Annotated in this window: 21 protein-coding genes; 12 read left to right on the plus strand and 9 right to left on the minus strand. The window is 36.2% G+C overall.

The annotated features are described in order from the left end of the window. Nucleotides 1-60: 60 nt before the first annotated feature. The gene (locus tag BW932_RS06425; RefSeq protein ID WP_076386589.1) at nucleotides 61-1626 is read right to left on the minus strand and encodes a sensor histidine kinase; all 1566 of its coding nucleotides are present in this window, start codon (nucleotides 1624-1626) and stop codon (nucleotides 61-63) included. A gap of 359 nt (nucleotides 1627-1985) precedes the next feature. Here BW932_RS06425 and BW932_RS06430 point away from each other — a divergent pair, with 359 nt between their 5' ends. After that, complete coding sequence (locus BW932_RS06430) at nucleotides 1986-2471, plus strand: SRPBCC family protein (protein WP_076386591.1); 486 nt, start codon at nucleotides 1986-1988, stop codon at nucleotides 2469-2471. 175 nt (nucleotides 2472-2646) lie between these two features. Here BW932_RS06430 and BW932_RS06435 read toward each other — a convergent pair whose 3' ends face one another. The 4 genes from BW932_RS06435 to BW932_RS14225 all read right to left on the minus strand — a co-directional run bounded on the left by BW932_RS06435 (nucleotide 2647) and on the right by BW932_RS14225 (nucleotide 6558). Continuing rightward, nucleotides 2647-2997, minus strand: a complete 351-nt coding sequence (locus BW932_RS06435) for a hypothetical protein (protein ID WP_076386593.1) — start codon at nucleotides 2995-2997, stop codon at nucleotides 2647-2649. Next, nucleotides 2987-5041 carry a S9 family peptidase gene (locus BW932_RS06440; RefSeq protein ID WP_076386595.1) on the minus strand — a complete coding sequence of 685 codons (2055 nt, stop codon included), beginning with the start codon at nucleotides 5039-5041 and terminating at the stop codon, nucleotides 2987-2989. Before BW932_RS06440 ends, BW932_RS06435 begins: the two co-directional genes overlap by 11 nt. Nucleotides 5042-5166: 125 nt before the next feature. Beyond that, a complete protein-coding gene (locus BW932_RS14220; protein ID WP_143745524.1) occupies nucleotides 5167-5907 on the minus strand; it encodes a uroporphyrinogen-III synthase in 741 nt (246 codons plus the stop codon). A 9-nt stretch (nucleotides 5908-5916) separates the two neighbouring features. Beyond that, complete coding sequence (locus tag BW932_RS14225) at nucleotides 5917-6558, minus strand: DUF4271 domain-containing protein (RefSeq protein WP_245820676.1); 642 nt, start codon at nucleotides 6556-6558, stop codon at nucleotides 5917-5919. A gap of 139 nt (nucleotides 6559-6697) precedes the next feature. On the opposite strand from BW932_RS14225, the gene BW932_RS06450 reads away from it, so the two are divergent. The 4 genes from BW932_RS06450 to BW932_RS06465 are packed head-to-tail and all read left to right on the plus strand — an operon-like array spanning nucleotide 6698 to nucleotide 10025. Beyond that, nucleotides 6698-7414 (plus strand): polyprenol monophosphomannose synthase, encoded by a 717-nt coding sequence (locus BW932_RS06450; RefSeq protein ID WP_076386597.1) that lies wholly within the window; start codon nucleotides 6698-6700, stop codon nucleotides 7412-7414. A 32-nt stretch (nucleotides 7415-7446) separates the two neighbouring features. Next, nucleotides 7447-7776, plus strand: a complete 330-nt coding sequence (locus BW932_RS06455) for a DUF4296 domain-containing protein (RefSeq protein WP_159436422.1) — start codon at nucleotides 7447-7449, stop codon at nucleotides 7774-7776. A gap of 4 nt (nucleotides 7777-7780) precedes the next feature. Then, nucleotides 7781-8914, plus strand: a complete 1134-nt coding sequence (tgt, locus tag BW932_RS06460; protein ID WP_076386601.1) for a tRNA guanosine(34) transglycosylase Tgt — start codon at nucleotides 7781-7783, stop codon at nucleotides 8912-8914. A 16-nt stretch (nucleotides 8915-8930) separates the two neighbouring features. Further along, nucleotides 8931-10025, plus strand: a complete 1095-nt coding sequence (locus BW932_RS06465) for an LptF/LptG family permease (protein ID WP_076386603.1) — start codon at nucleotides 8931-8933, stop codon at nucleotides 10023-10025. On the opposite strand, the gene BW932_RS06470 is transcribed toward BW932_RS06465, so the two are convergent. Continuing rightward, complete coding sequence (locus BW932_RS06470; protein ID WP_076386605.1) at nucleotides 10019-10735, minus strand: biotin--[acetyl-CoA-carboxylase] ligase; 717 nt, start codon at nucleotides 10733-10735, stop codon at nucleotides 10019-10021. The two genes, BW932_RS06465 and BW932_RS06470, sit on opposite strands and share 7 nt — an antisense overlap. Nucleotides 10736-10821: 86 nt before the next feature. Here BW932_RS06470 and rsfS point away from each other — a divergent pair, with 86 nt between their 5' ends. From rsfS to BW932_RS06495, 5 genes are all read left to right on the plus strand, one after another. Continuing rightward, nucleotides 10822-11190, plus strand: a complete 369-nt coding sequence (gene rsfS, locus BW932_RS06475; protein WP_076386607.1) for a ribosome silencing factor — start codon at nucleotides 10822-10824, stop codon at nucleotides 11188-11190. Nucleotides 11191-11238: 48 nt separating this feature from the next. Continuing rightward, complete coding sequence (gene ftsH / locus BW932_RS06480) at nucleotides 11239-13236, plus strand: ATP-dependent zinc metalloprotease FtsH (RefSeq protein WP_076386609.1); 1998 nt, start codon at nucleotides 11239-11241, stop codon at nucleotides 13234-13236. Nucleotides 13237-13351: 115 nt separating this feature from the next. Continuing rightward, on the plus strand, nucleotides 13352-13933 hold the full coding sequence (locus BW932_RS06485; protein ID WP_076386611.1) for an LUD domain-containing protein: 582 nt from the start codon (nucleotides 13352-13354) through the stop codon (nucleotides 13931-13933). A gap of 59 nt (nucleotides 13934-13992) precedes the next feature. Further along, a complete protein-coding gene (locus BW932_RS06490; RefSeq protein WP_076386853.1) occupies nucleotides 13993-14868 on the plus strand; it encodes a phosphatidate cytidylyltransferase in 876 nt (291 codons plus the stop codon). Nucleotides 14869-14875: 7 nt separating this feature from the next. Beyond that, complete coding sequence (locus BW932_RS06495; protein ID WP_076386613.1) at nucleotides 14876-15529, plus strand: phosphatidylserine decarboxylase family protein; 654 nt, start codon at nucleotides 14876-14878, stop codon at nucleotides 15527-15529. Between the two features lie 137 nt (nucleotides 15530-15666). Here BW932_RS06495 and BW932_RS06500 read toward each other — a convergent pair whose 3' ends face one another. Together BW932_RS06500 and BW932_RS06505 are read right to left on the minus strand one after the other, a co-directional pair. Next, nucleotides 15667-15990, minus strand: coding sequence for a bacteriophage spanin2 family protein (locus tag BW932_RS06500; protein ID WP_076386615.1), 324 nt, complete (start codon nucleotides 15988-15990; stop codon nucleotides 15667-15669). Between the two features lie 59 nt (nucleotides 15991-16049). Beyond that, the gene (locus BW932_RS06505; protein WP_076386617.1) at nucleotides 16050-17258 is read right to left on the minus strand and encodes a BaiN/RdsA family NAD(P)/FAD-dependent oxidoreductase; all 1209 of its coding nucleotides are present in this window, start codon (nucleotides 17256-17258) and stop codon (nucleotides 16050-16052) included. A gap of 249 nt (nucleotides 17259-17507) precedes the next feature. On the opposite strand from BW932_RS06505, the gene BW932_RS06510 reads away from it, so the two are divergent. Beyond that, the gene (locus BW932_RS06510; RefSeq protein WP_076386619.1) at nucleotides 17508-18047 is read left to right on the plus strand and encodes an acyl-CoA thioesterase; all 540 of its coding nucleotides are present in this window, start codon (nucleotides 17508-17510) and stop codon (nucleotides 18045-18047) included. Between the two features lie 51 nt (nucleotides 18048-18098). Next, nucleotides 18099-19154 (plus strand): thiamine-phosphate kinase, encoded by a 1056-nt coding sequence (gene thiL / locus BW932_RS06515; protein ID WP_076386621.1) that lies wholly within the window; start codon nucleotides 18099-18101, stop codon nucleotides 19152-19154. A 551-nt stretch (nucleotides 19155-19705) separates the two neighbouring features. On the opposite strand, the gene BW932_RS06520 is transcribed toward thiL, so the two are convergent. Further along, nucleotides 19706-21253 (minus strand): M20/M25/M40 family metallo-hydrolase, encoded by a 1548-nt coding sequence (locus tag BW932_RS06520; protein WP_076386623.1) that lies wholly within the window; start codon nucleotides 21251-21253, stop codon nucleotides 19706-19708. Between the last annotated feature and the right edge of the window lie 135 nt (nucleotides 21254-21388).

Raw genomic sequence — 21388 nt, forward strand, 5'->3', positions numbered from 1 at the left:
GATTAAATTTATTTATTTAGGCTAAAGATTTCTTCTTCCTTTTTTAATGTTATACTTCTTTTAGGCTTTATGATGATTAGGAGTCATCGGTAATTTTATGGTAAATGTACTTCCTACATTTTTTTGGGAATCAACAATAATGAGACCTTTATGCAATTCGATAATTTTTTTCACATAAGACAATCCTAAACCCTGCCCTTTTACATTGTGAATATTACCTGTTTCTTCTCTAAAGAACTTTTCGAAAATCCGCACTTTATTATCGGTTTCCATTCCCATTCCTTTATCAGCAATTTCAATGACGTACCAATTGCCTTCATTCCTTGTTTTTACAGTAATTTCCGGTGCTTCTGTTGAATATTTATTGGCATTATCCAAAAGATTAACGAGCGCATTCGAAAAATGAAATTCATCAATTTTAAAATGGTATTTTTCTGTATTGAATTCCTGAGTCAACGTTCCTTTTCGCTGTGCTACAATTAGGCCGAAAGATTCTGTAATCTTTTTGATCAAAGCTCTAACATCGGTTTCCTTTAAAAATAATTTCACCTCATTACGCTCCAGTTTCGACATATTCAAAATATTTTCCACCTGATGTTTCATGCGCAGGTTTTCTTGCTTGATCAAGGCAGAATAATACTTCACTTTCTCTGGATTGGTCGCGATTTTATCGTTTGCCAATGAATCTGTTGCAACCGAAATCGTGGCAAGAGGCGTTTTAAATTCATGCGACATATTATTAATAAAATCGGTTTTGACCTCTGCGATTTTTTTCTGCTTCATCATATAATTGATGGAAATAATATAGATCCCCAAAATCGTGAGCAAGGACAAAATCGTTCCAAGCAACATCGGTAAATTAGTTTTTGCGAGGGAATACTTTTTATCGGGAAAAACAAGCGCCAAAGTATAAAGTGTTCGGTCTTTGCTATCTGTAAAAAGCGGATAAGTGTACTCGCTTTTATCTTTTTCTGACTTAAAAATACCGTTGACAACTTTGGTGACTTCATTTTTTTTATCCAACACCGCAAAACCAAATTTCGTATTCAAACCATTCAACCTTAATTCTTTATTTAAGATAGAATCCAACGTTTTCCCGTCCACTCGCTTTTCGACGGGCAAACTCGAAGCACTTAATTTAGCAAATTCACGCAAAGCATAGGTGTTGTTATTGATGTCTTTGCTTAACTGCGCTGTTAATGGTTCCGAGCTAATCTGTGGTTTTTTAATCTTCAAAATCCCTTCATCCGTATATAATTTGGTCAGCGTAAGACTGTCTCCTTTTTGCGAAATAGGAATGTTTTTATTCTCGACGATACTTTTCTGAAAAGTGATCGTATTTTTATTCCCTGCTTCCGAGTTTTGTTGAATGTACGTTTGCGTGGGTTGGTTACTGCTGTCAACTACGTTTTTTGCAAAATTCTTATAATATTGGTTCAGGTATTTGTCAACTTCAAGCTGTTGTGCTTTCATCGACGTAGATTCCAAAGAAGAATATACTTTGTTTGAAAAATCCTGATTCAACGCTGAGTACAATTCTTTGATCCAATATAATTGCAAAGTCACGAAGACAATCATCGAGATCGTCATTAAAACAGATATAAAAGGAATGAACTTGTTATTCATTATGAAAATTTAATTTGAAGTGTTAAAATTACTCTTTTTAAGAATATTACAATAACATAAAAGTAAAAAAAATATTATTACTTTCTTAAAATCCAAAGATTTAACAAATAATTATGAATATCAATTGTTTAAAATTAAGTAATAATAATTTCTAAATTTGTATAGTACACGACATCACTTAACCGCAAAAGAAACAAAAGCTTTATCTACAATTTAAGATTTTCAAAAGTGGGCAAGATAAACGTTTTACATTTTCCAACCTTTGGAATACTTTTTACCGATCATTTCTTTTATTGCTTTTACGGTAAAAAAGAAGGTTTATTTTTTTTATGTACTAAATTTGATAAAAATTAAATAAAATGAACAATATCGTTTTTAATACAGATTTGCATCATGCAACCATTTTTGTAATGAAAATATTCGATGCAAAAGGGGAAGAAGTGTGGAATTATTTTACAAATTCAGAACTTCTAGATTCTTGGTGGGCGCCAAAACCCTGGAAATGCGAAACCCAAAAAATGAATTTTGAAAATGGTGGAACATGGAATTATGCAATGGTGAGTCCGGAAAACGAGAAACATTTCGCACGTATTGATTACGAGGAAATTAATCCAAATCGAAGCATCGCATGGAGCGATTATTTTTGCGATGAAAAAGGAATAAAAAATTTAGAATTTCCTACAACCAATTGGCTCATCGGTTTCACTGGTGTTGAAGAAGGCGTAAAATTAACCGTAAATCTGCATTTTGCCTCAGAAAAAGAGATGAATGCAATCTTAGAAATGGGTTTTGAAGAAGGATTTAAAGCAACATTAAATCAATTAGAGGAAATTTTAAAAAAATAAAACTTACAAAAACCGGGAGAGAAATTTGACTCTTTAACGACAAAAGAAGCAAAACATTCAAACAAAAGCTGGCAAAAAAAGTGTTTACATTTTGCCAGCTTTTGCATTTTTTCAAACATATCTTTTGTCGCTTTTGCGGTAAAAAAACAGGATTGTTTTTCTCTACATTGAAATTTTATAACAATTCCTCATCAATGAAATATTGAATAATGGCTTTTTTCATTAAAATTTGCTGCTCATTGGGTTTCAATTCTGGCAATTTTTCGACTTCCTCAAAATGCGGATAACCATCATCGTCGTAATTCGAAAATTTATAGTATCCGAAAGGTTCTAAAAGTCGGCAAACTGCGATATGCAAAATATTCAACTTATCGTCTTTCGAGTATTTCTGTTGTCCGCTTCCGAGTTCCTGAACGCCGATCAAAAACAAAAGCGTATCAATTTGTGGATGTTTTTCGGTATCGAAATTTTTTACAAAAAACGCTTCAACTTCTTCCCAAAGCTGATTATCGGTTTTATTTTCCATCAATTTTATTTTCCAATTTCATTAAAAAAGCATATTCCAAAGCGTCTTCTTTTAAAGATTCAAATCTTCCGCTTGCACCACCGTGACCTGCACTCATATCTGTTTTGAAAAGCAACAAATTGCTATCGGTTTTTAGTTCCCGAAGTTTCGCCGTCCATTTTGCAGGTTCCCAATATTGCACTTGAGAATCGTGTAAACCAGTTGTGATTAGAATATTCGGGTAATTTTTCGCTTCTACATTATCATAAGGCGAATACGATTTCATGTAATCGTAATATTTTTTCTTTTTCGGATTTCCCCACTCGTCAAATTCTCCCGTTGTTAAAGGGATTGTCTCGTCGAGCATTGTTGTAACGACGTCTACGAAAGGAACTTGCGCCACAATTCCGTTGAAAAGTTCGGGTTCCATATTGATGATTGCTCCCATTAAAAGTCCACCTGCACTTCCTCCCATCGCATAAAGATGTTTTTCGGAAGTATAATTTTCAGCGACCAAATATTTTCCAGCATCGATGAAATCATAGAACGTATTTTTTTTCTGAAGCATTTTTCCGTCTTCATACCATTCTCTTCCCAAATATTCTCCGCCTCGAATATGCGCAATTGCATAAACAAAACCTCGATCCAAAATCGAAAGTCTTACATTAGAAAAACTCGCATCAACAGTATGTCCGTAACTTCCGTAACCATAAATTAGCAAAGGAGTTTCGGCTGATTTTTTTGTATTTTTATGATAAACCAACGAAATCGGAATTGAATTTTTCCCATCTCTTGAAGGTGCCCAAATTCTTTCAGAAATATAATTTTCGGCGAAAAATTTGCCACCCAAAACCTCTTGTTCTTTTAAAACTTTGGTTGTTTTTTCCTTCATATCATACTCCAAAGTAGCATTTGGTTTGGTTAAAGAAGTGTATCCAAAACGCAATTTCTGGGTGTTAAATTCTAAATTCATCCCAATATAAGCGGTATATGTAGGATCTGAAAACTCTAAATAATGTGCATTACCCGTTTCATTTTCGATCACTTTGATATGAAGCAAACCTTTTGTGCGTTCTTCGATCACAAAATAATTGTTGAAGATTTCAAAACCTTCCAACAAAGTTTCTTCGCGATGGGGAATTAAATCCACCCAATTTTCCATTTCTGGATGGGCAACTTTCGTCGTTACAATTTTAAAATTAGTCGCGTCGTCCGCATTCGTAATGATGTAAAACTCATCTTGGTAATGTTCTACAGCATATTCCAAATCATCAATTCTGGGTTGAATGATTTTCCATTCTGCAAATACATTATCTGCCGGAATAAATCGGTGCTCATCAGAAATGGTACTCGAGCTTCCAATGAAAATATATTCTAAAGACTTGGTTTTAAAAACATTAACATCAAAAGTCTCATCATCTTCATGAAAAACAAGAACATCTAACGAAGAATCGGTTCCCAATTGATGACGATAAACCTGAAAAGCGCGCAAACTTTCATCTTTTCGGATATAGAAAACGTGTTCGTTATCATTTCCCCAAACTGCTTTTCCTGTCGTATTGGGAATTTGCTCTGGATAAACTTCGCCGGTTTCTAAGTTTTTGAACTGGATGGTATAAATTCTTCTTCCCACGTTGTCGGAGGAAAAACTCATAAGTTTATTATCGGGCGAAACCGCAACACTTCCGATCTCGAAAAATTTTTGGTTTTCTGCTAAAACATTAACATCGATCAAGATGCGTTCTTCTTGGTCTAAATTTTGAAATTTTCTACTAAAAATAGGATATTCTTTGCCAATTTCAAACCGAACGATATACCAATATTCATTGAAAAAATAGGGCAGACTTTCGTCGTCTTCCTTATATCTGGCTTTCATTTCTTCGAAAAGCTGCTGCTGAAACGTTGAAGTATCCTTCATCATCAAATCACAGTAGTCATTTTCTTCCTCCAAATAGGCAGTGACTTCGGGATTTTCTCGTTCTTTCATCCAGAAATAATCATCAACTCTTTTGTCGCCATGAGATTCAAGAATCTTTTCTATTTTTTTTGCTTGAGGAGCGTTCATGTTGGAATAATTAAATGAGTTTTATGAATCTTTTGAGGTACAAAGTTCTAAAAGTTTAGTATTACAAAAAGCAAAGCCATCTTAATCTAGGAAAAAGACGGCTTTAAATAGTATTATCTCTTGAATTATTTTTCGTTATTACGAATAAATTTTTCAATAGCCATCGTCATCGAGGGTGATTCTTTACTTGGTGCCATTACATCAACTCTTAAATTCGCATCTTTTGCAGCTTGCTCTGTAGTTGCACCAAAAACCGCGATTCTGGTATTTTCTTGTTTGAAATCCGGGAAATTAACTCCTAAAGAGCGAACACCTTGTGGACTAAAGAATACTAACATGTCGTAATCGTCGATCGAAACATCGGTCAGATCACTGCATACTGTTTTATACATGGTGGCTCTGGTCCAGTCGATCGATGCAGTTTCCAACACTTTCTGCACATCTGAACTCAAAACATCAGCTGCAGGAAGAAGGTATTTCTCTGTGGGGAATTTTTTGAAAAGTGGCAATAAATCACTGAACGTTTTTTCACCGAAAGAGATTTTTCGTTTTCTGTAGATAATATGTTTCTGAAGATAGTTTGCTATGGCTTCAGACTGACAAATGTATCTCATTGAATCGGGCACCGAAAAACGCATTTCCTCAGCAAGACGAAAATAATGATCTACCGCGTTCTTGCTGGTAAAAATAATTCCGGTAAACTGCGAAAGATCAATTTTCTGCGTTCTAAGTTCTTTTGCGTCAACACCTTCAACATGAATGAATGGGCGGAAATCAATTTTTATTTTCTCCTTTTTTGCTATTTCCAAATAGGGAGAAGACTCATTAGGCGCTGGTTGTGAAACCAATATAGATTTAATTTTCATCATTAAATTTTAAAAGAATAATACTTTCCAGAGTACCAAAAAGGGTACAATTTGAAGGGTGCAAATATACAAAAATTTATAATACCATTTTTGAGGCAATATATCATTTTGATGGAACAAATAATAAAACTGCTTGAACACAAACATCAACAAAAGTCCCACGAAATAGAACGGCAGTCTCTGCAATTCTGCATCGGGAAAATAATAGCTCATTACACATAAAACAATCATAATGATTGAAATACAGAAATAAAATTTGGAGACAGTGAAACAAAAAAGATCCCATTTTCTCAGCGTACCTGTTCCTGCAAAAAACAAGTAACTCAGCAAATTTTTTATGAAATAAAATGCTGCTACAACGGTTATGGTAAAACCAAACTTGTTGAGTTCATAGCCGAAAAAAGTGAAGTCACGAGCAATTTTGGGCACGACAGGAATGTAGTGAGAAACAAAAGTGGCGAAAACCAAACAGAACACTGCACTAATGATCGTCCAACTCAAGAAATTATTGCTGGAATCGGAAAATTTTTGCGTTAGAAATCCTCTAACAGAGGAGTCTCGCTGCAAGGAAAACAACATGAAAACGTAAAGAAATAAACAGCCAATTATAATGAAGACCACCCAATCATTTTGCTGTGCAATTCGTATCAAATCTAAATTTTTTGCAAAAGTAAGCATATAAATAGAAATATATTTCAATTTCTACCTACATTAAAATCAAATTCTGCCCCACAATAAAATTGAATAAAATAAAGCAGGAAAAGTTTATCTTTGCGAATTAATTACATCGATGAAAAAACTGGTCATTATACCGACCTACAACGAAAAAGAGAACATAGAAAATATTATTTCCGCGGTTTTTGCGCTGGAAGAGGATTACCATATTCTCGTTGTTGATGATTCATCGCCAGATGGAACAGGAGATATCATTAAGAAACTTCAAAAGATTCATCCGAATTTTCTGCATTTAAGTGTAAGAAAAACCAAAGATGGTTTAGGAAAAGCATATTTGCATGGATTTGCATGGGCTTTGCAAAACAATTACGATTACATTTTCGAAATGGATGCAGATTTTTCGCACAACCCAAAAGATCTCAATCATTTATTTGAAGCCTGCAAAAATGCCGACATGAGCATCGGTTCCAGATATTCCAAAGGGGTAAATGTGGTGAATTGGCCCATGGGAAGAGTTTTGCTTTCTTATTTCGCTTCCATTTATGTACGGACCATTTTAGGGATTCCTATTCATGACACTACGGCGGGATTTGTTTGTTTCAGCAGAAAAGTTTTAGAAACCATCGATTTAAATGACATTAAATTAAAAGGGTACGGTTTTCAAATTGAAATGAAATTCCGGGCTTTTAAAAAAGGCTTCAAAATTGTAGAAGTTCCAATTATTTTTACCAACCGCGAATTAGGCACCAGCAAAATGAATGGCGGAATTATTCACGAAGCCGTTTTTGGAGTTTTAAATTTAAAGTGGAAATCTATTATTGGCAGATTATGAAACATTATCTTTTCCTTATTTTTTCTTTATTAATGAGCTGCTCGCAGTTGATCGATGAACCCAAAAATTTAATCCCAAAAGATAAAATGTCGGAGATTGTCGCAGAATTCGCCATGAACGACCAACTCCCCACCTATGTTCCGGGAAGCAATTTGGAAAACGCAACAAGAACGACCTTGAAACAAAGAAATATAAAATCCGCAGACTTTATAGAAAGCTATAAATATTACGCCGCTACCGGAGATTTAGAAAAAATTCTGAACAATGCTCAGGAAATTATTGTAGAAAAAGATCCAACGGCGAAAGACTATATCGATAAAAAATTAAAAGAAAATAAAAATACACCTCCTCTTGTCAAATAATATGATGTCTACATTTTTTGAAATCAACAAAACGTCAACCGGTAAAGCCAGAGCCGGAACCATCACTACTGATCACGGAACCATTCAAACACCGATTTTCATGCCGGTAGGAACCGTAGCTTCTGTAAAAACTGTTCATCAAAGAGAATTAAAAGATGATATCAAAGCGCAAATTATTTTAGGAAACACCTATCACCTTAATCTGCGTCCAAAAATGGATATTATGCAATCTGCAGGTGGATTACACAAATTTATGAATTGGGACTTGCCGATTCTTACCGATTCCGGTGGTTATCAGGTTTTTTCTTTATCAAAATCGAGAAAACTCAATGAAGCAGGCGTGAAATTTAAATCTCACATCGATGGAAGTACGCAATTTATTTCCCCCGAAATTTCCATGGAAATCCAAAGACAAATCGGTGCCGATATTTTTATGGCATTTGATGAATGCGTTGCATATCCTGCAGAATACAAACAAGTAAAGAAATCCATGGATCTAACCCATCGATGGTTAAAAAGATGCATTAAATGGAATGCCGAAAACCCAGAATTATATGGGCACAAACAAGCGTTTTTCCCGATTGTTCAGGGTTCTTGCTATTCTGATTTAAGAAAAAAATCCGCAGAATTTATATCTGAACAAAATGCCGTAGGAAATGCAATCGGCGGACTTTCTGTTGGAGAACCCGAAGAAGAAATGTACCGAATCACCGACGAGGTAACCGATATTCTTCCCATTGACAAACCACGATACTTAATGGGAGTTGGTACGCCTTGGAATATCATCGAAACCATTGGTCTCGGAATTGATATGATGGATTGTGTAATGCCGACAAGAAACGCCAGAAACGCCATGCTTTTCACTTGGAAAGGCGTTATGAACATGAAAAACAAAAAGTGGGAAAGTGATTTTTCTCCTTTAGATGAATTTGGAACCAGTTATGTAGATGCAGAATACTCCAAAGCGTATGTGCGCCATTTATTTGTAGCGAAAGAGTATTTGGCAAAACAGATTGCCTCCATTCATAACCTTGCATTTTATTTGGATCTGGTTAAAGTTGCGCGCGAACACATCGTTGCAGGAGATTTTTACGAATGGAAAGATTCAATTATTCCGGTTTTGAAACAAAGACTCTAACTCCTTTTAAGATTGCATGAAAATAATAGATTTATATATCATCAAAAAATACCTCGGAACTTTCGGGTTTATGTTGGGATTATTAACTATTATCGTTTTGGTAATCGATGTTCAGGCAAAAGCACCGAGAATTGAATCAAACGGATTTACCGTAACGGAATTCCTTATCAATTTCTATCCTTACTGGATCGTGAATTTGATCATCACTTTCATGTCGATTTTGGTATTTATTTCTGTGATTTTCTTTACCTCCAGAATTGCAAATGACACCGAGATTGTAGCGATTATAAGTTCTGGCGCGAGTTTTCACCGTTTTGCAAGACCTTATTTGATGACTTCTGGGCTGATTGCCATTTTTGCACTCTTGCTCAATCATTACGTTTTGCCTCTTGCAAATGTTAAGAAAAATGAACTGGAACCGTACACTTATACCACAATGGCGCGGGAAGAATTCACTGGAAGTTCGGAAGTTTCCACACAATTATCAAAAACGGAATACATCTTCGTAAAAAGTTATAACAAGAAAGAAAAACGCGGCACTGGATTTATCTATCAAAAATTCGACAAAAACAGAAAATTAATCTATCAACTGAACGCGACCGATTTTAATTGGGACACCACCAAAAAACTTTTTGTTCTCAATAATTTTTTCGCAAAAACCATCAATAAAGATGAAACCGAAAAATTAGAAAACGGATCGACGATGGATAAAAGCTTCATTCATCCACCAGAAGAATTGTTTCCCGATGTATTGCTCGGTCAAAATAAAACCACACCCGATCTGATCAAATTCATCAACCGCGAAAAAGAGAAAGGAAACGGAAATCTCAACAATTATCTTAATGAATTACACCAAAGAACTTCGATGCCGGTGTCTGTAATCATCCTTACTTTTTTGGGTTTATCACTATCTTCACAGAAAAAACGCGGCGGTTTAGGTGTCAATTTAGCCATCGGAATTGCTTTGGCTTTTGTATTTGTATTTTCTTTCGAAGCTTTAAAAGTGGTTTCTGCCAATAAAACAATGTCACCATTGTTTGCAATGTGGTTGCCAAATCTGATTTTCGGACCGGTTGCACTCTATTTATATTTTAAGAGAGCCAATCAATAAAGCAATTCAATTTCTTTGTGATAAAACTTTTGTAGCCCTTTATTTTCTAATTCTACCCAAAGGAAACCCTCTTTGTCCACCTCTCTTATAATGCCATTTTGTCTTACCTGATCGATGTCAAAAACAGAAATTTGATCTTTCCTGAATAAGAGCGCATTTATTTTGCTTAAAAGCTCCAATTCACAAATTTCTATCGTTAGATGATCGCTTAGATATTTATTTAAAGCTTCTGTAAATTCATTCAGATTGAATTTAAAACCCGTCTGAGTAAGTAAGGAACCCGCTTTTGGTAGATTCTCAAAGTTTTCCTGCAAGACATTGAGTCCAATACCGATAATGAAATAAAAACTCCCACCGATCTTTTTTTTCTCAGTAAGCAATCCTGCAATTTTTTTATTTTTAATGATTAAATCATTTGGCCACTTTATATCCACTGCCGTTTTTGTCATTATGGCAAGAAAATCCGCTAGAATTGAAGCGGTATGAAAATTGAATAAATGATCTTGTAATTTGATTAGAAGAGAAGGAACCGCCATGGTAAATGCAACATTCATGTTTTCTGATGATTGCCAAGAATTTCCATACTGTCCTTTCCCTTTCGTTTGTTTAAAAGTATAAACAGCGTTTAAAGCATTATGGTAAGAAGGTAGTAAATGGAGTATTTCATCATTTGTTGATTCACACTCATCCAAATATAAAAGTGAAGCCATTAAGAAAACTTTAAGAGTTAGAAAGGGTAAATTTGAGACTAATTAAATAAAAAAACAATAAATTTGCAGATTATACAAAATTTTTAATGAATAAAATTACAGAAAAGCAACTACTTATTGATAAAATAGTAGAGGCAATGCAAGATACGAAAGGAGAAGACATCCTAATTTTTGATTTATCAAAGATTGAAAACTCCGTGGCACAAACCTTTATCATCTGTAGCGGAAATTCTAACACGCAAGTTTCTGCCATCGCTGGAAATATCGAAAAAAAGGTAAGAAATGACCTGCAAGATCGTCCATGGCATGTCGAAGGAAATGAAAATGCTTTGTGGGTTCTGCTCGATTATGTCTCGGTTGTAGTGCATGTTTTCCAAAGAGAAACCCGTGAATACTACGATATTGAGGAACTTTGGGGAGATGCAAAGATCACCAAAATAGAGAATTTAAATTAATGATATTTGGCGAAATTATATTTTCGTCAAAATTTTTATAGAAAAAATATGAATAATAATAAAGGATTTAACTGGTTTTTCCCCATCGTGATTGGAGCCATTCTTCTCTTTTTCTTTACGAACATGAACAGTAGTTCGGAGTCAAACACCATTGATGAAGATGCTTTCTATACTTTAATGCAACAAGAAAAAATACAAGACGTTTTAGTCTACAAAGACACCGAAAAAGCTGATGTATTTTTAACTAAAGAGGCAAAAGCAGAAATTGCCAGCAAACAAAAAGCAAAAGAAAAAAGCCCGTTCGAGGCATTCGATTTCGCCCCAAAAGCGGATTACAATTTAAGCTTCGGTGATTTACAATTGTTCCTAGAAAGATTTGAAAAGATCAAACAGGAAAATCCAACCATTGTAACGAAGAAAGATTATGGAATAGGCAAAAATCCTATGACAGAATTACTCTTTACCGCAATTTTCTGGATTGCAATTATGGCTTTATTTTATTTTGTGGTTTTCCGCAAAATGATGGGTGGCGGTGGCGGCGGAGCTGGTGGACAAATATTTTCCATCGGTAAATCCAAAGCAAAACTGTTTGACGAAAAAGAAAAAGTACAGGTTTCATTTAAAGATGTTGCCGGTTTAGAAGGTGCAAAAGAAGAAGTACAGGAAGTTGTAGATTTCTTGAAAAACTCCGAAAAATACACCAAACTTGGTGGTAAAATTCCGAAAGGAGTATTGTTGGTTGGTCCTCCAGGAACAGGGAAAACTCTTTTAGCAAAAGCCGTTGCAGGTGAAGCAAAAGTACCGTTCTTCTCCCTTTCTGGTTCAGATTTCGTGGAGATGTTCGTAGGAGTTGGAGCTTCTCGTGTACGTGATTTGTTTGCACAAGCCAAAGCAAAATCTCCGGCGATTATTTTCATTGACGAAATCGATGCGATTGGTAGAGCCAGAGGAAAAGGTAACATGACAGGTGGAAACGACGAAAGAGAAAACACCCTGAATCAGTTGCTTACAGAAATGGATGGTTTTGGAACCGATACCAATGTAATCATCATGGCAGCAACCAACAGAGCCGATATTTTAGATAAAGCATTAATGAGAGCGGGGCGATTTGACCGATCAATTTATGTAGACTTACCTGAATTGCATGAACGAAGAGAAATCTTTGATGTGCATTTGGCTAAAATAAAAATGGAACCAAATATCGACCGGGAATTCTTAGCGAAACAAACTCCAGGATTTAGTGGAGCCGATATTGCAAACCTTTGTAACGAAGCTGCATTAATCGCTGCAAGAAACTCTCACGAAGCTGTTTCCACGCAAGATTTCTTAGACGCTGTCGATCGAATCATCGGCGGTTTAGAAAAGAAAAACAAAGCCATCAAACCCTCAGAAAAAAGAAGAGTTGCCTATCATGAAGCTGGTCACGCCACAATATCTTGGTTAGTAGAACATGCAGCTCCTTTATTAAAGGTAACAATTGTACCAAGAGGACGATCTTTAGGTGCAGCTTGGTATCTTCCTGAAGAAAGACAGTTGACGACGACTGAACAGATGTCCGACGAATTATGTGCAACTTTAGGCGGAAGAGCGGCTGAACAAACTATTTTCGGAAATATTTCGACTGGTGCACTTTCAGATTTAGAACGTGTTACGAAGCAAGCTCAAGCCATGGTAACCATCTATGGATTAAACGACAAAATCGGTAATATTTCTTACTACGACAGTACAGGACAATCAGAATATAGTTTCGGAAAACCATACTCTGAGCAAACTGCAAAAATGATTGATGAGGAAATTTCTAAAATCATTGAAACTCAATATGCAAGAGCATTGCAGATTTTAGCGGATAATAAAGACAAATTAGATGCACTCGCAGCAAAACTTTTAGAAAAAGAAGTTATTTTCCGTGAAGATTTAGAAGAAGTTTTTGGGCAACGAGCGTGGGATCCTGAATTAACAGAACATCCTGTCTCAAATACCCACAAAGGCGAAACTCCCGAAGAAGAAGCGGTAATTGTAGCTCCTGATTCTGGTTCTCAGCTGTAAGAAAAACAATCCTGATTATTTTAATTTTACTAAATAATCAGGATTTTTGTATTTAATTGATTGTTTACACAAATATTTTATATTTTTGCAGTAACGATCGCATAATCAATATAAATTGAGTCTTTTCAAGAAAATTGTCGGAAAAATATTAAATCAACCTGAAGAAGAAAACACTCAGGATTTGATTAAGCTTGGAGATCAGCTGAAAAATGCTGACCTTGATTACAAGTTTGCCCAACTCTTTACGCATTCCGGCGGATTTTTTAATTATTGTGCAGACGAAGCAGAAGCGCTGCAAACACTCAATCACATTCTGAAAATTGAAGATATCAAATCTGTATTCTGTTGGGATGAAGATTTAAAGAATTTTTTAGATGTCGTAAAAGTTCCTTACACCAAAGAACTCGAACTTTTCAACGACTGTGCTTTCATCACCTGCGAATATTTAATCGCTTATGACGGTAGAATAATGCTTTCCTATAACAATATTTTGCATTACCACTCGTCCAGACTTCCTCAAAAAATTATTTTAATGGCCAACGTTTCTCAAATTGTAACCAATTTGAATGATGCAATGAGCAAGATCAAACGGAACGGAAATATCCGCAACCTCACCTCCATCAGTGGAAGCAACTCCAAATTGGATACCCCAAATAAGGATAATACAAAACTTTTCTTACTTTTGCTCGAAGATTAATTTCTTCTTCAAACAGTAAAGTGAGAAGAAAAAACTTCTTAACTTATAATCAAACCATCTTGGATAAAAATTTAGTACAGCGGATTTTCGGAGGAGTGTTATATGGTTTTCTTGTGATTTTCTGCACCACTTCAATTGGTTCGCAACTGCTTGACAAGATTTCGCCTAACCTTGTTTCCCAACAAAATCTTTTTTATGGCTTAATCACTTTCTTCCTTTTCGTAGGAGCTTGGGAATGTATGAAGATGATGAAATTCGACCCAAAAAGCTGGGAGAAGTGGGCGGTTTTTCCTTTGATCGTTTTCGTTTTCTACCGTTTTTCAAAAAGATTTTTCCAACACGGTTTCTATTTTGATTTTAATCTTTCTGAAATTTTGGCGCTTTCACTCATTGTCATTGCAGTGATTACTTTATTTAAATTTTCAAAAGAACTTTATTATGATAACGGTAAATTAATTTTCACCGTTATTTACACCGCGCTTCCTTTTGGATTTGCGCTGGGTTTACCCAAATTTTCTTCCGTTGACAATACCTTTACTTTAGAAGTGTTCTTCCTTTTTATTTTAATTTGGAGCAGTGATACTTTCGCCTATTTTACGGGAAAATTCTTCGGTAAACATAAAATGGCACCCAAAATTTCTCCTAAAAAAACCTGGGAAGGTTTTGCAGGTGGTGTTGTCTTAACTTTAATCCTTGGTTTTTTTGTTGAAAAATACTTTCCCGAACTCCGTGGGAACTGGATGGTTGTAGGAGTTCTCGTCGCTGTCTTTGGACCGTTGGGTGATCTGGTAGAAAGTCAGTTGAAGAGAAACTTCGGCGTAAAAGATTCCGGAAACATCATTCCCGGTCACGGTGGAATTTTAGATCGTCTCGATAGTTTAATCATCTGTGCTCCTGTCGTATATTTATATTTTATTCTAGAAAAATTTATTTAGAAAACTCATGAAATTACATAAAGAATCAAAAGGAACCATCATCGTTGCAAGTCTAGCTTTCGCTTTAGTTGCGGTTCTTTCCATTTATTTTTTGAAAAACTTATCGCTTATCATCGTTATTCCGTTACTTATTATTTATGGATTGGTATTCTGGTTTTTCCGCGTTCCAAAAAGAGATATTCAGGATCACACCGAAAATGTGATCGCTCCTGTTGATGGTAAAGTCGTGATGATTAAAGAAGTTTTTGAAGATGAATTGCTTCAAACCAAAGTTATTCAGGTTTCTATTTTTATGTCTCCTCTGAATGTTCATATCTGTCGCTATCCTGTTTCTGGCGAAGTCATGTACAAGAAATACCATCCCGGAAAATACCTCGTTGCATGGCACGAAAAATCTTCCACAGAAAACGAAAGAACTACGGTTGCCATAAAAAGTTTAACCAATCATAATGTTGTTTTCAGGCAAATCGCAGGATACGTTGCGCGAAGAATTGTTTTTTACTGTAATGAAGGCGATTCTGCAAAAGCCGGCCATGAATTTGGGTTTATAAAATTCGGCTCCAGAATGGATGTTTTTCTTCCTCTAGACACCGAAATCATCTGCAAGATCGGGGACAAAACAAAAGGAGGAATTGATGTCATTGCAAAAATGAAAGATTAACCGAAACCTTTCTTCTAAAAAATTACAAAGCCAAGCTCAGTCTTGGCTTTTTCTATTCCAATACATTACGCTTCAACTCAAAAAAAAAGGAATCAACAATTAGTCAATTCCTTCTGAATTTTTTTAAAACGCAAAGCTTAAATTGGCACGAAAATCACCGCAGCAATTGCTGCAACACCAATCGCAATCGATGATAATAAATCTAGCTTTTTAACTTCGCGGATATTACTTTTATCAATTACTACCTCTTCCCCTTTTTTATTTTTCGTATAAATGGCAGTATCCGTCTGTTTCAACACCTCTACTTTATACACCTTCGCGTCATTAGTAAGAATGGTATATTTTTGATAAAGATCCAAAGAGTTGGCCTGCAAAGGTTTTTGTACGCTTACTACCCTTGTTTGGCAAGAGCTTGCGCTAAGCAATAAAAGTACAACGATTACCGAAAAGAATTTTTTCATTTTTAAAAATATATTTTCCAAATGTAATAAAATATTTATTGATACAGATGAGATTTGGGCTATTTTCCATTGAGATCTTGCGCAATAATCCAACCTTCACTCCAACATGCCTGAAAGTTGAAACCACCGGTAACCGCATCAATATTTAAGACTTCTCCCGCCAAATAAAAATTTTCTAAAATCTTAGAAGACATATTTTTGAAATTTATTTCTTTCAATTCTACACCACCTGCAGTTACAAACTCGTCTTTATACGTAGATTTCCCAGAAACTTTCATCACATTATTATAGAGATTTCCCAGAATAATCTGCAATTCTTTGGAGGAAATGCTCGAAATATTTTTTTCTAAATCAACTTTCGAAAGCCACAGAATTCGATGCCAAAATCGGGTTGTAACATCAAATATTTTAGATTTTCCAATGGTTTTCTTGGGATTTTCTTCCCGGAAATTTTTGAAAATAGTTTCTGCATCTTCCAAATCAATTCCCAAGAAATTGACATGAATATCAAACTGATATTTTAAAGCTGCTAATTCCCGAGCTTTCCAGGCAGAAATCTTTAAAATTGCTGGTCCCGAAAGTCCCCAATGTGTAATCAACATCGGTCCAGATTCCTCCATTTTTAACTTGGGAATAGAAACTTCTGCATGCATAAAACTGGTTCCCATTAAGTCTTTCAGCGTATCATTTTTAATATTGAAAGTAAAAAGCGAGGGAACAGCTTCAACAATTTGGTGACCTAAATTTTTAATCAGTTTTAGAGATTTCGGGGAACTTCCGGTGGCAAAAACCACAAAATCAGCAGCATATTCTCCAGTGGAGGTTTTAACAACATAAGTTTCTTCAACCTTCGCAATTTCTGAAACCACCGTTTGCGTTTTGACTTCGAAATTCTTTCTTCGAACTTCATTCACCATCGTGTCAATAATCGTCTGGGAAGAATTGCTTTCGGGGAAAATTCGGTTGTCATTTTCAATTTTTAAGGGAACGCCGCGCTCTTCAAACCAACCCATCGTATCACCAGATTGAAACTGGTGGAAAACACTCAACAACTCTTTGTTTCCGCGTGGATAAAACTGAACCAGTTCACGAGGATCAAAACAAGCGTGCGAAACGTTGCATCTTCCGCCCCCAGAAATTTTTACTTTCTGCAAAACATCACTATTCTGCTCCAAAATCGTGACATAATATTTATTCTCATCGAGGTTTGCTGCACAGAAAAATCCTGCTGCTCCACCACCGACAATGACTATTTTTTTCTTTTTCAAATTGATTTGATTTCACGCAAAAGCGCTAAGTTTTTTTGCAATGTTCACCAAGGTAATCCTTCCCCTTTTTTGCATTTAAAAATAATAATACCGTAAAACCTTTGATAACTTTTGTTGTTTACGAATTGCAAAAATACAATTTTTCTAACCCATGATTAATGCTTAATTTTGTAAATCTAAAATCAAGCTTCTGCGGAAGCGGGAATTGCCTCGTGTAAAGGAAGAGACCAAAAAAAAATAAATCAAAATATGTCAGATTATCATTATAAATTCGAAGTTCGATGGAGCGATATTGATGCGAACAAACACTTGGCAAATTCGTCTTATGTGATGTATTGCGCGCAAACCCGAATGGCATTCATGAACACCCACAAAATGGGTCTTAAGGAATTGAGTTATTGGGGAATTGGACCTGTAATTTTGCATGAAAGGTATTCTTTTTTTAAAGAAATATATGCGGATCAAACAGTTTTTGTTTCATTGGAAATCGCCGGAATGTCGGAGGATGCAAGTATCTACCAATTTGTACATAAATTTTATTTACCCGATGGAACACATTGTGCAACTGCAGAAGCAACTGGAGTTTGGATTGATATAATGTTGCGGAAATCGACGACTCCACCGGATGATATTTTGGAGGTGATGAATGAATTTAAAGGAAAACACGTGAAAACATTAACCCGACAGGATTTGAAAGATTTGCCCTTCAAACCTGAAAATGTGGAAGCTTTTCACAAAAGAAATACGTTCACTTGGAAAAAAGACAGTCCTGAAAAAACGGAAGAATAAGTTGAGATTCAAAATACCATTCAACTTTAACCACACTATTTACAACCTATTATGCTAGAAGATAAAAACCCACAAATGACTCCAATCTCCGCGTATGGCGAATTTGGCTTGATCAAACATTTAACCGAAAACTTTAGTTTTGAGAATTCTTCAACAGAAATTTCTATCGGTGATGACGCCGCAGTGATTAATCCTGAAGGTCAAATGGTGGTTTTAACAACCGATATTTTGGCAGAAGGAGTTCATTTTAATTTAGGATATGTTCCCTTGAAACATTTGGGATACAAAGCGGTGGTCACCAATATTAGTGATATTGCGGCGATGAACGCTACTCCAACGCAAATTTTGGTGGGACTTGCGATTTCTAATCGTTTTCCCGTGGAAGCTTTGGAGGAAATTTATGCCGGAATTGCTTTGGCTTGCAAACGATACAAAGTTGATTTGGTTGGTGGTGACACCACGAGTTCGACCTCTGGTTTGGTAATGAGCATTACAGCAATCGGTTTAGAAAATCCTGAAAACATTGTTAAAAGAAGTGGTGCAAAAGCAAATGATCTTTTGGTAGTCACCGGAGATTTAGGCGGTGCGTATATGGGTTTACAAATTCTGGAAAGAGAGCATTCTGTGTACCTCGCCAATCCAAATATGCAGCCCGAAATGGAAGGTTACGATTATATTCTAGAAAGACAATTAAAGCCTGAAGCGAGAACCGACATCAAAAAAACCTTGAAAGAACTAGACATTAAACCTACTTCTATGATTGATGTTTCTGATGGTTTGTCTTCTGAAATTTTACATTTGAGTGATCAAAGCAAAGTTGGTTTTCATTTATATGAAGAAAAAGTTCCGATGGATTCTTTGACGATTTCAACCGCGGAAGAACTGAATCTAAATCCCGTAATGTGTGCGTTGAGTGGCGGCGAAGATTACGAATTATTATTCACGATTGCTCCGAAAGATTTTGATAAAATTAAAAACCACCCCGATTTTACAATCGTTGGTCACGCTGTAGATTTGGAGCAGGGAAATTTCCTCATCGCAAGAGGAAGCAATGAGTTGATTCCTTTGAATGCGCAAGGTTGGGATGCTTTTCTGAATCGACAATAGTCTATACAACGCCGCGACAACCGAGCATTTTTATTTTTAGAAAGGTGCTGTAACTGTTGTAGAATTGACCCATAATTCCTCTTGGAGATAATTTTTCCGGTTCTTTAGTGGTAATTTAGGGTTCCGAACCGCAAATTCTTGGTTCTAGACCGCAAATTTCCGGTTTAGGACCGAGAATTTCCGGTCCAAGACCGCATCCTCCTGGTTCCGAACCGCAAATTCCTGGTTCGAGACCGAGAATTTCCGGTTCAGGACCGCATCCTTCCGGTTCCGAACCGCAAATTCTTGATTCTAGACCGGAAATTTCCAGTTTAGGACCGCAAATTTCTTGTTCGAGACCGCAAATTTCTGGTGGAGAACCGGAACCTATAGCTCTTCAAAAGATGGGTTCCGGTTTTTTCCTTTCAGGAAGAAACAGTGAAATACTGCGAAATGATCTGATTTGATTCCCTTTTTGTAACCAATTATATTTCAGGTTCTTTAAAAATATCAGTCATTTCCCAATAAAAATGACTTGGTTTCAGGCTTCAGCGCTTGTTTTCAAATGCTGCTTATTTATAATCTTTGCTGGTTCTGATTGGTTGCTTTACTTCCGGCCATTTTGTGAGTTCTCCTTTTTCGTTAAACGGCATTTCCCGCTTTTCACGGCTTGTAAATTCCGGATCTTCCGAAGCCATATAGGCTAAAGTTGCGGTAAGAATGACGTTGTTTTTTACCTCATCGAACACAATTTTATCGAAAGTATCTTTCGTTGTATGCCATGTATAACCGAAATATCCCCAGTTTAATGCACTCAAAGAAAATCCCGGAAGTCCTGCTGCAACGAATGAAGCATGATCAGATCCGCCTCCTCCAGGAGATCCTGGAAAAGTTGATTTTACTTGATCTTTTATGTTTTTTGGCGCTGCATTCAACCATTTTCCAATATATTTATAGGAATCTACGAAACCTTGCCCGCTAATATCGATAATTCTCCCCGTTCCGTTGTCTTGATTGAAAACCGCTTGAACGCCTTTCATAATTTCTGGATGATCCGCCACAAAAGCTCTGGAACCGTTTAATCCCTGTTCTTCACTTGCCCAAAGTCCCACAATAATAGTTCGCTTGTTGTTGGGATAATATTTTTTTAGAATTCTGATGGTTTCGAGCATGGTTAAAACTCCGGTTCCGTTGTCAGTTGCTCCTTGAGCTCCGTCCCAGGAATCTAAATGCGCAGAAAGAATGACATATTCGTTGGGTTTTTCTTTTCCTTTAATGATACCAATCGTATTAAAGGAAGGTGAATCAGGTAAAGTTTTTGATTGAATTTCTAATTGAATGCGCGGTTTCATTCCGCTTTCTGCCATTCTGTATAACATTCCGTAATCTTCCAGTTCAAGGTCGAACATGGGAATTTTCTTGGTTTTTGCCCCGAAAATTCTGTTGGCTCCCATAATTCCGGTCCAGTTGGAGATGGCAATTCCGGCCGCTCCGGCTTTTTCTAAAGCTTCGGGCAAAGTAGTATTATCGTAGCCAATATTTTTGATGTATTCTTTGAAATCTTTCGAAGCCTGCTCTTTCTCTGATTTTAATTTTTCAAGCAATTCAGGTGTTGCAAATTCTTTGATCTGTTCATCTGATCTCCCTACTTTTTGGTATTGCGCCATCAAAATCACTTTTCCTTTTGCGGAAGGAAGCCATTGATCGAAGGCTGCTTTTGAAGAAACTTTTGGCAGGATCGCTACTTCTGCTTCAACTGCTTTTTTGGTGGAAGGACTCCATGCTAATTGTGTGGCGACCAAACTTTTCACTCTCGGATAAACCATATCAACATGGGTAATTCCGCGTTGCCAACCTTTCCAGGTTCCAAATTGTTGCAATTCTGCGTCAATTCCCCAAGATTTCATTTTTTCTGCAGTCCAGTTATTGGCGGCCAACATTTCTGGTGTTCCGATTAATCTGGGACCAATTCCGTCTAAAAAATCATGCGCCATCAATTCTAATTGAGAATTATTTTGGGCTTCGTTGACAAAATTTTGAACGATTGGATGAAGGTTTTCTGTTTGCTTTGCTTGTGCATTTACAAATGAAAGATGGGTAACAAGAAGCAAGGCAGAAATTTATAAAAGGGTATTTCTTCTCATGTTTATATTAGATTTTCGCTAAAGATAATCAATTATGTTAACCTGAAAAAGCAACTCACCACCCGACTTTTATTCGATGCGAAAACTGCGGCCGTGATAGTAGCGGTTACC

The sequence above is a fragment of the Kaistella chaponensis genome, assembly GCF_900156725.1.
Lineage (GTDB): Bacteria > Bacteroidota > Bacteroidia > Flavobacteriales > Weeksellaceae > Kaistella > Kaistella chaponensis.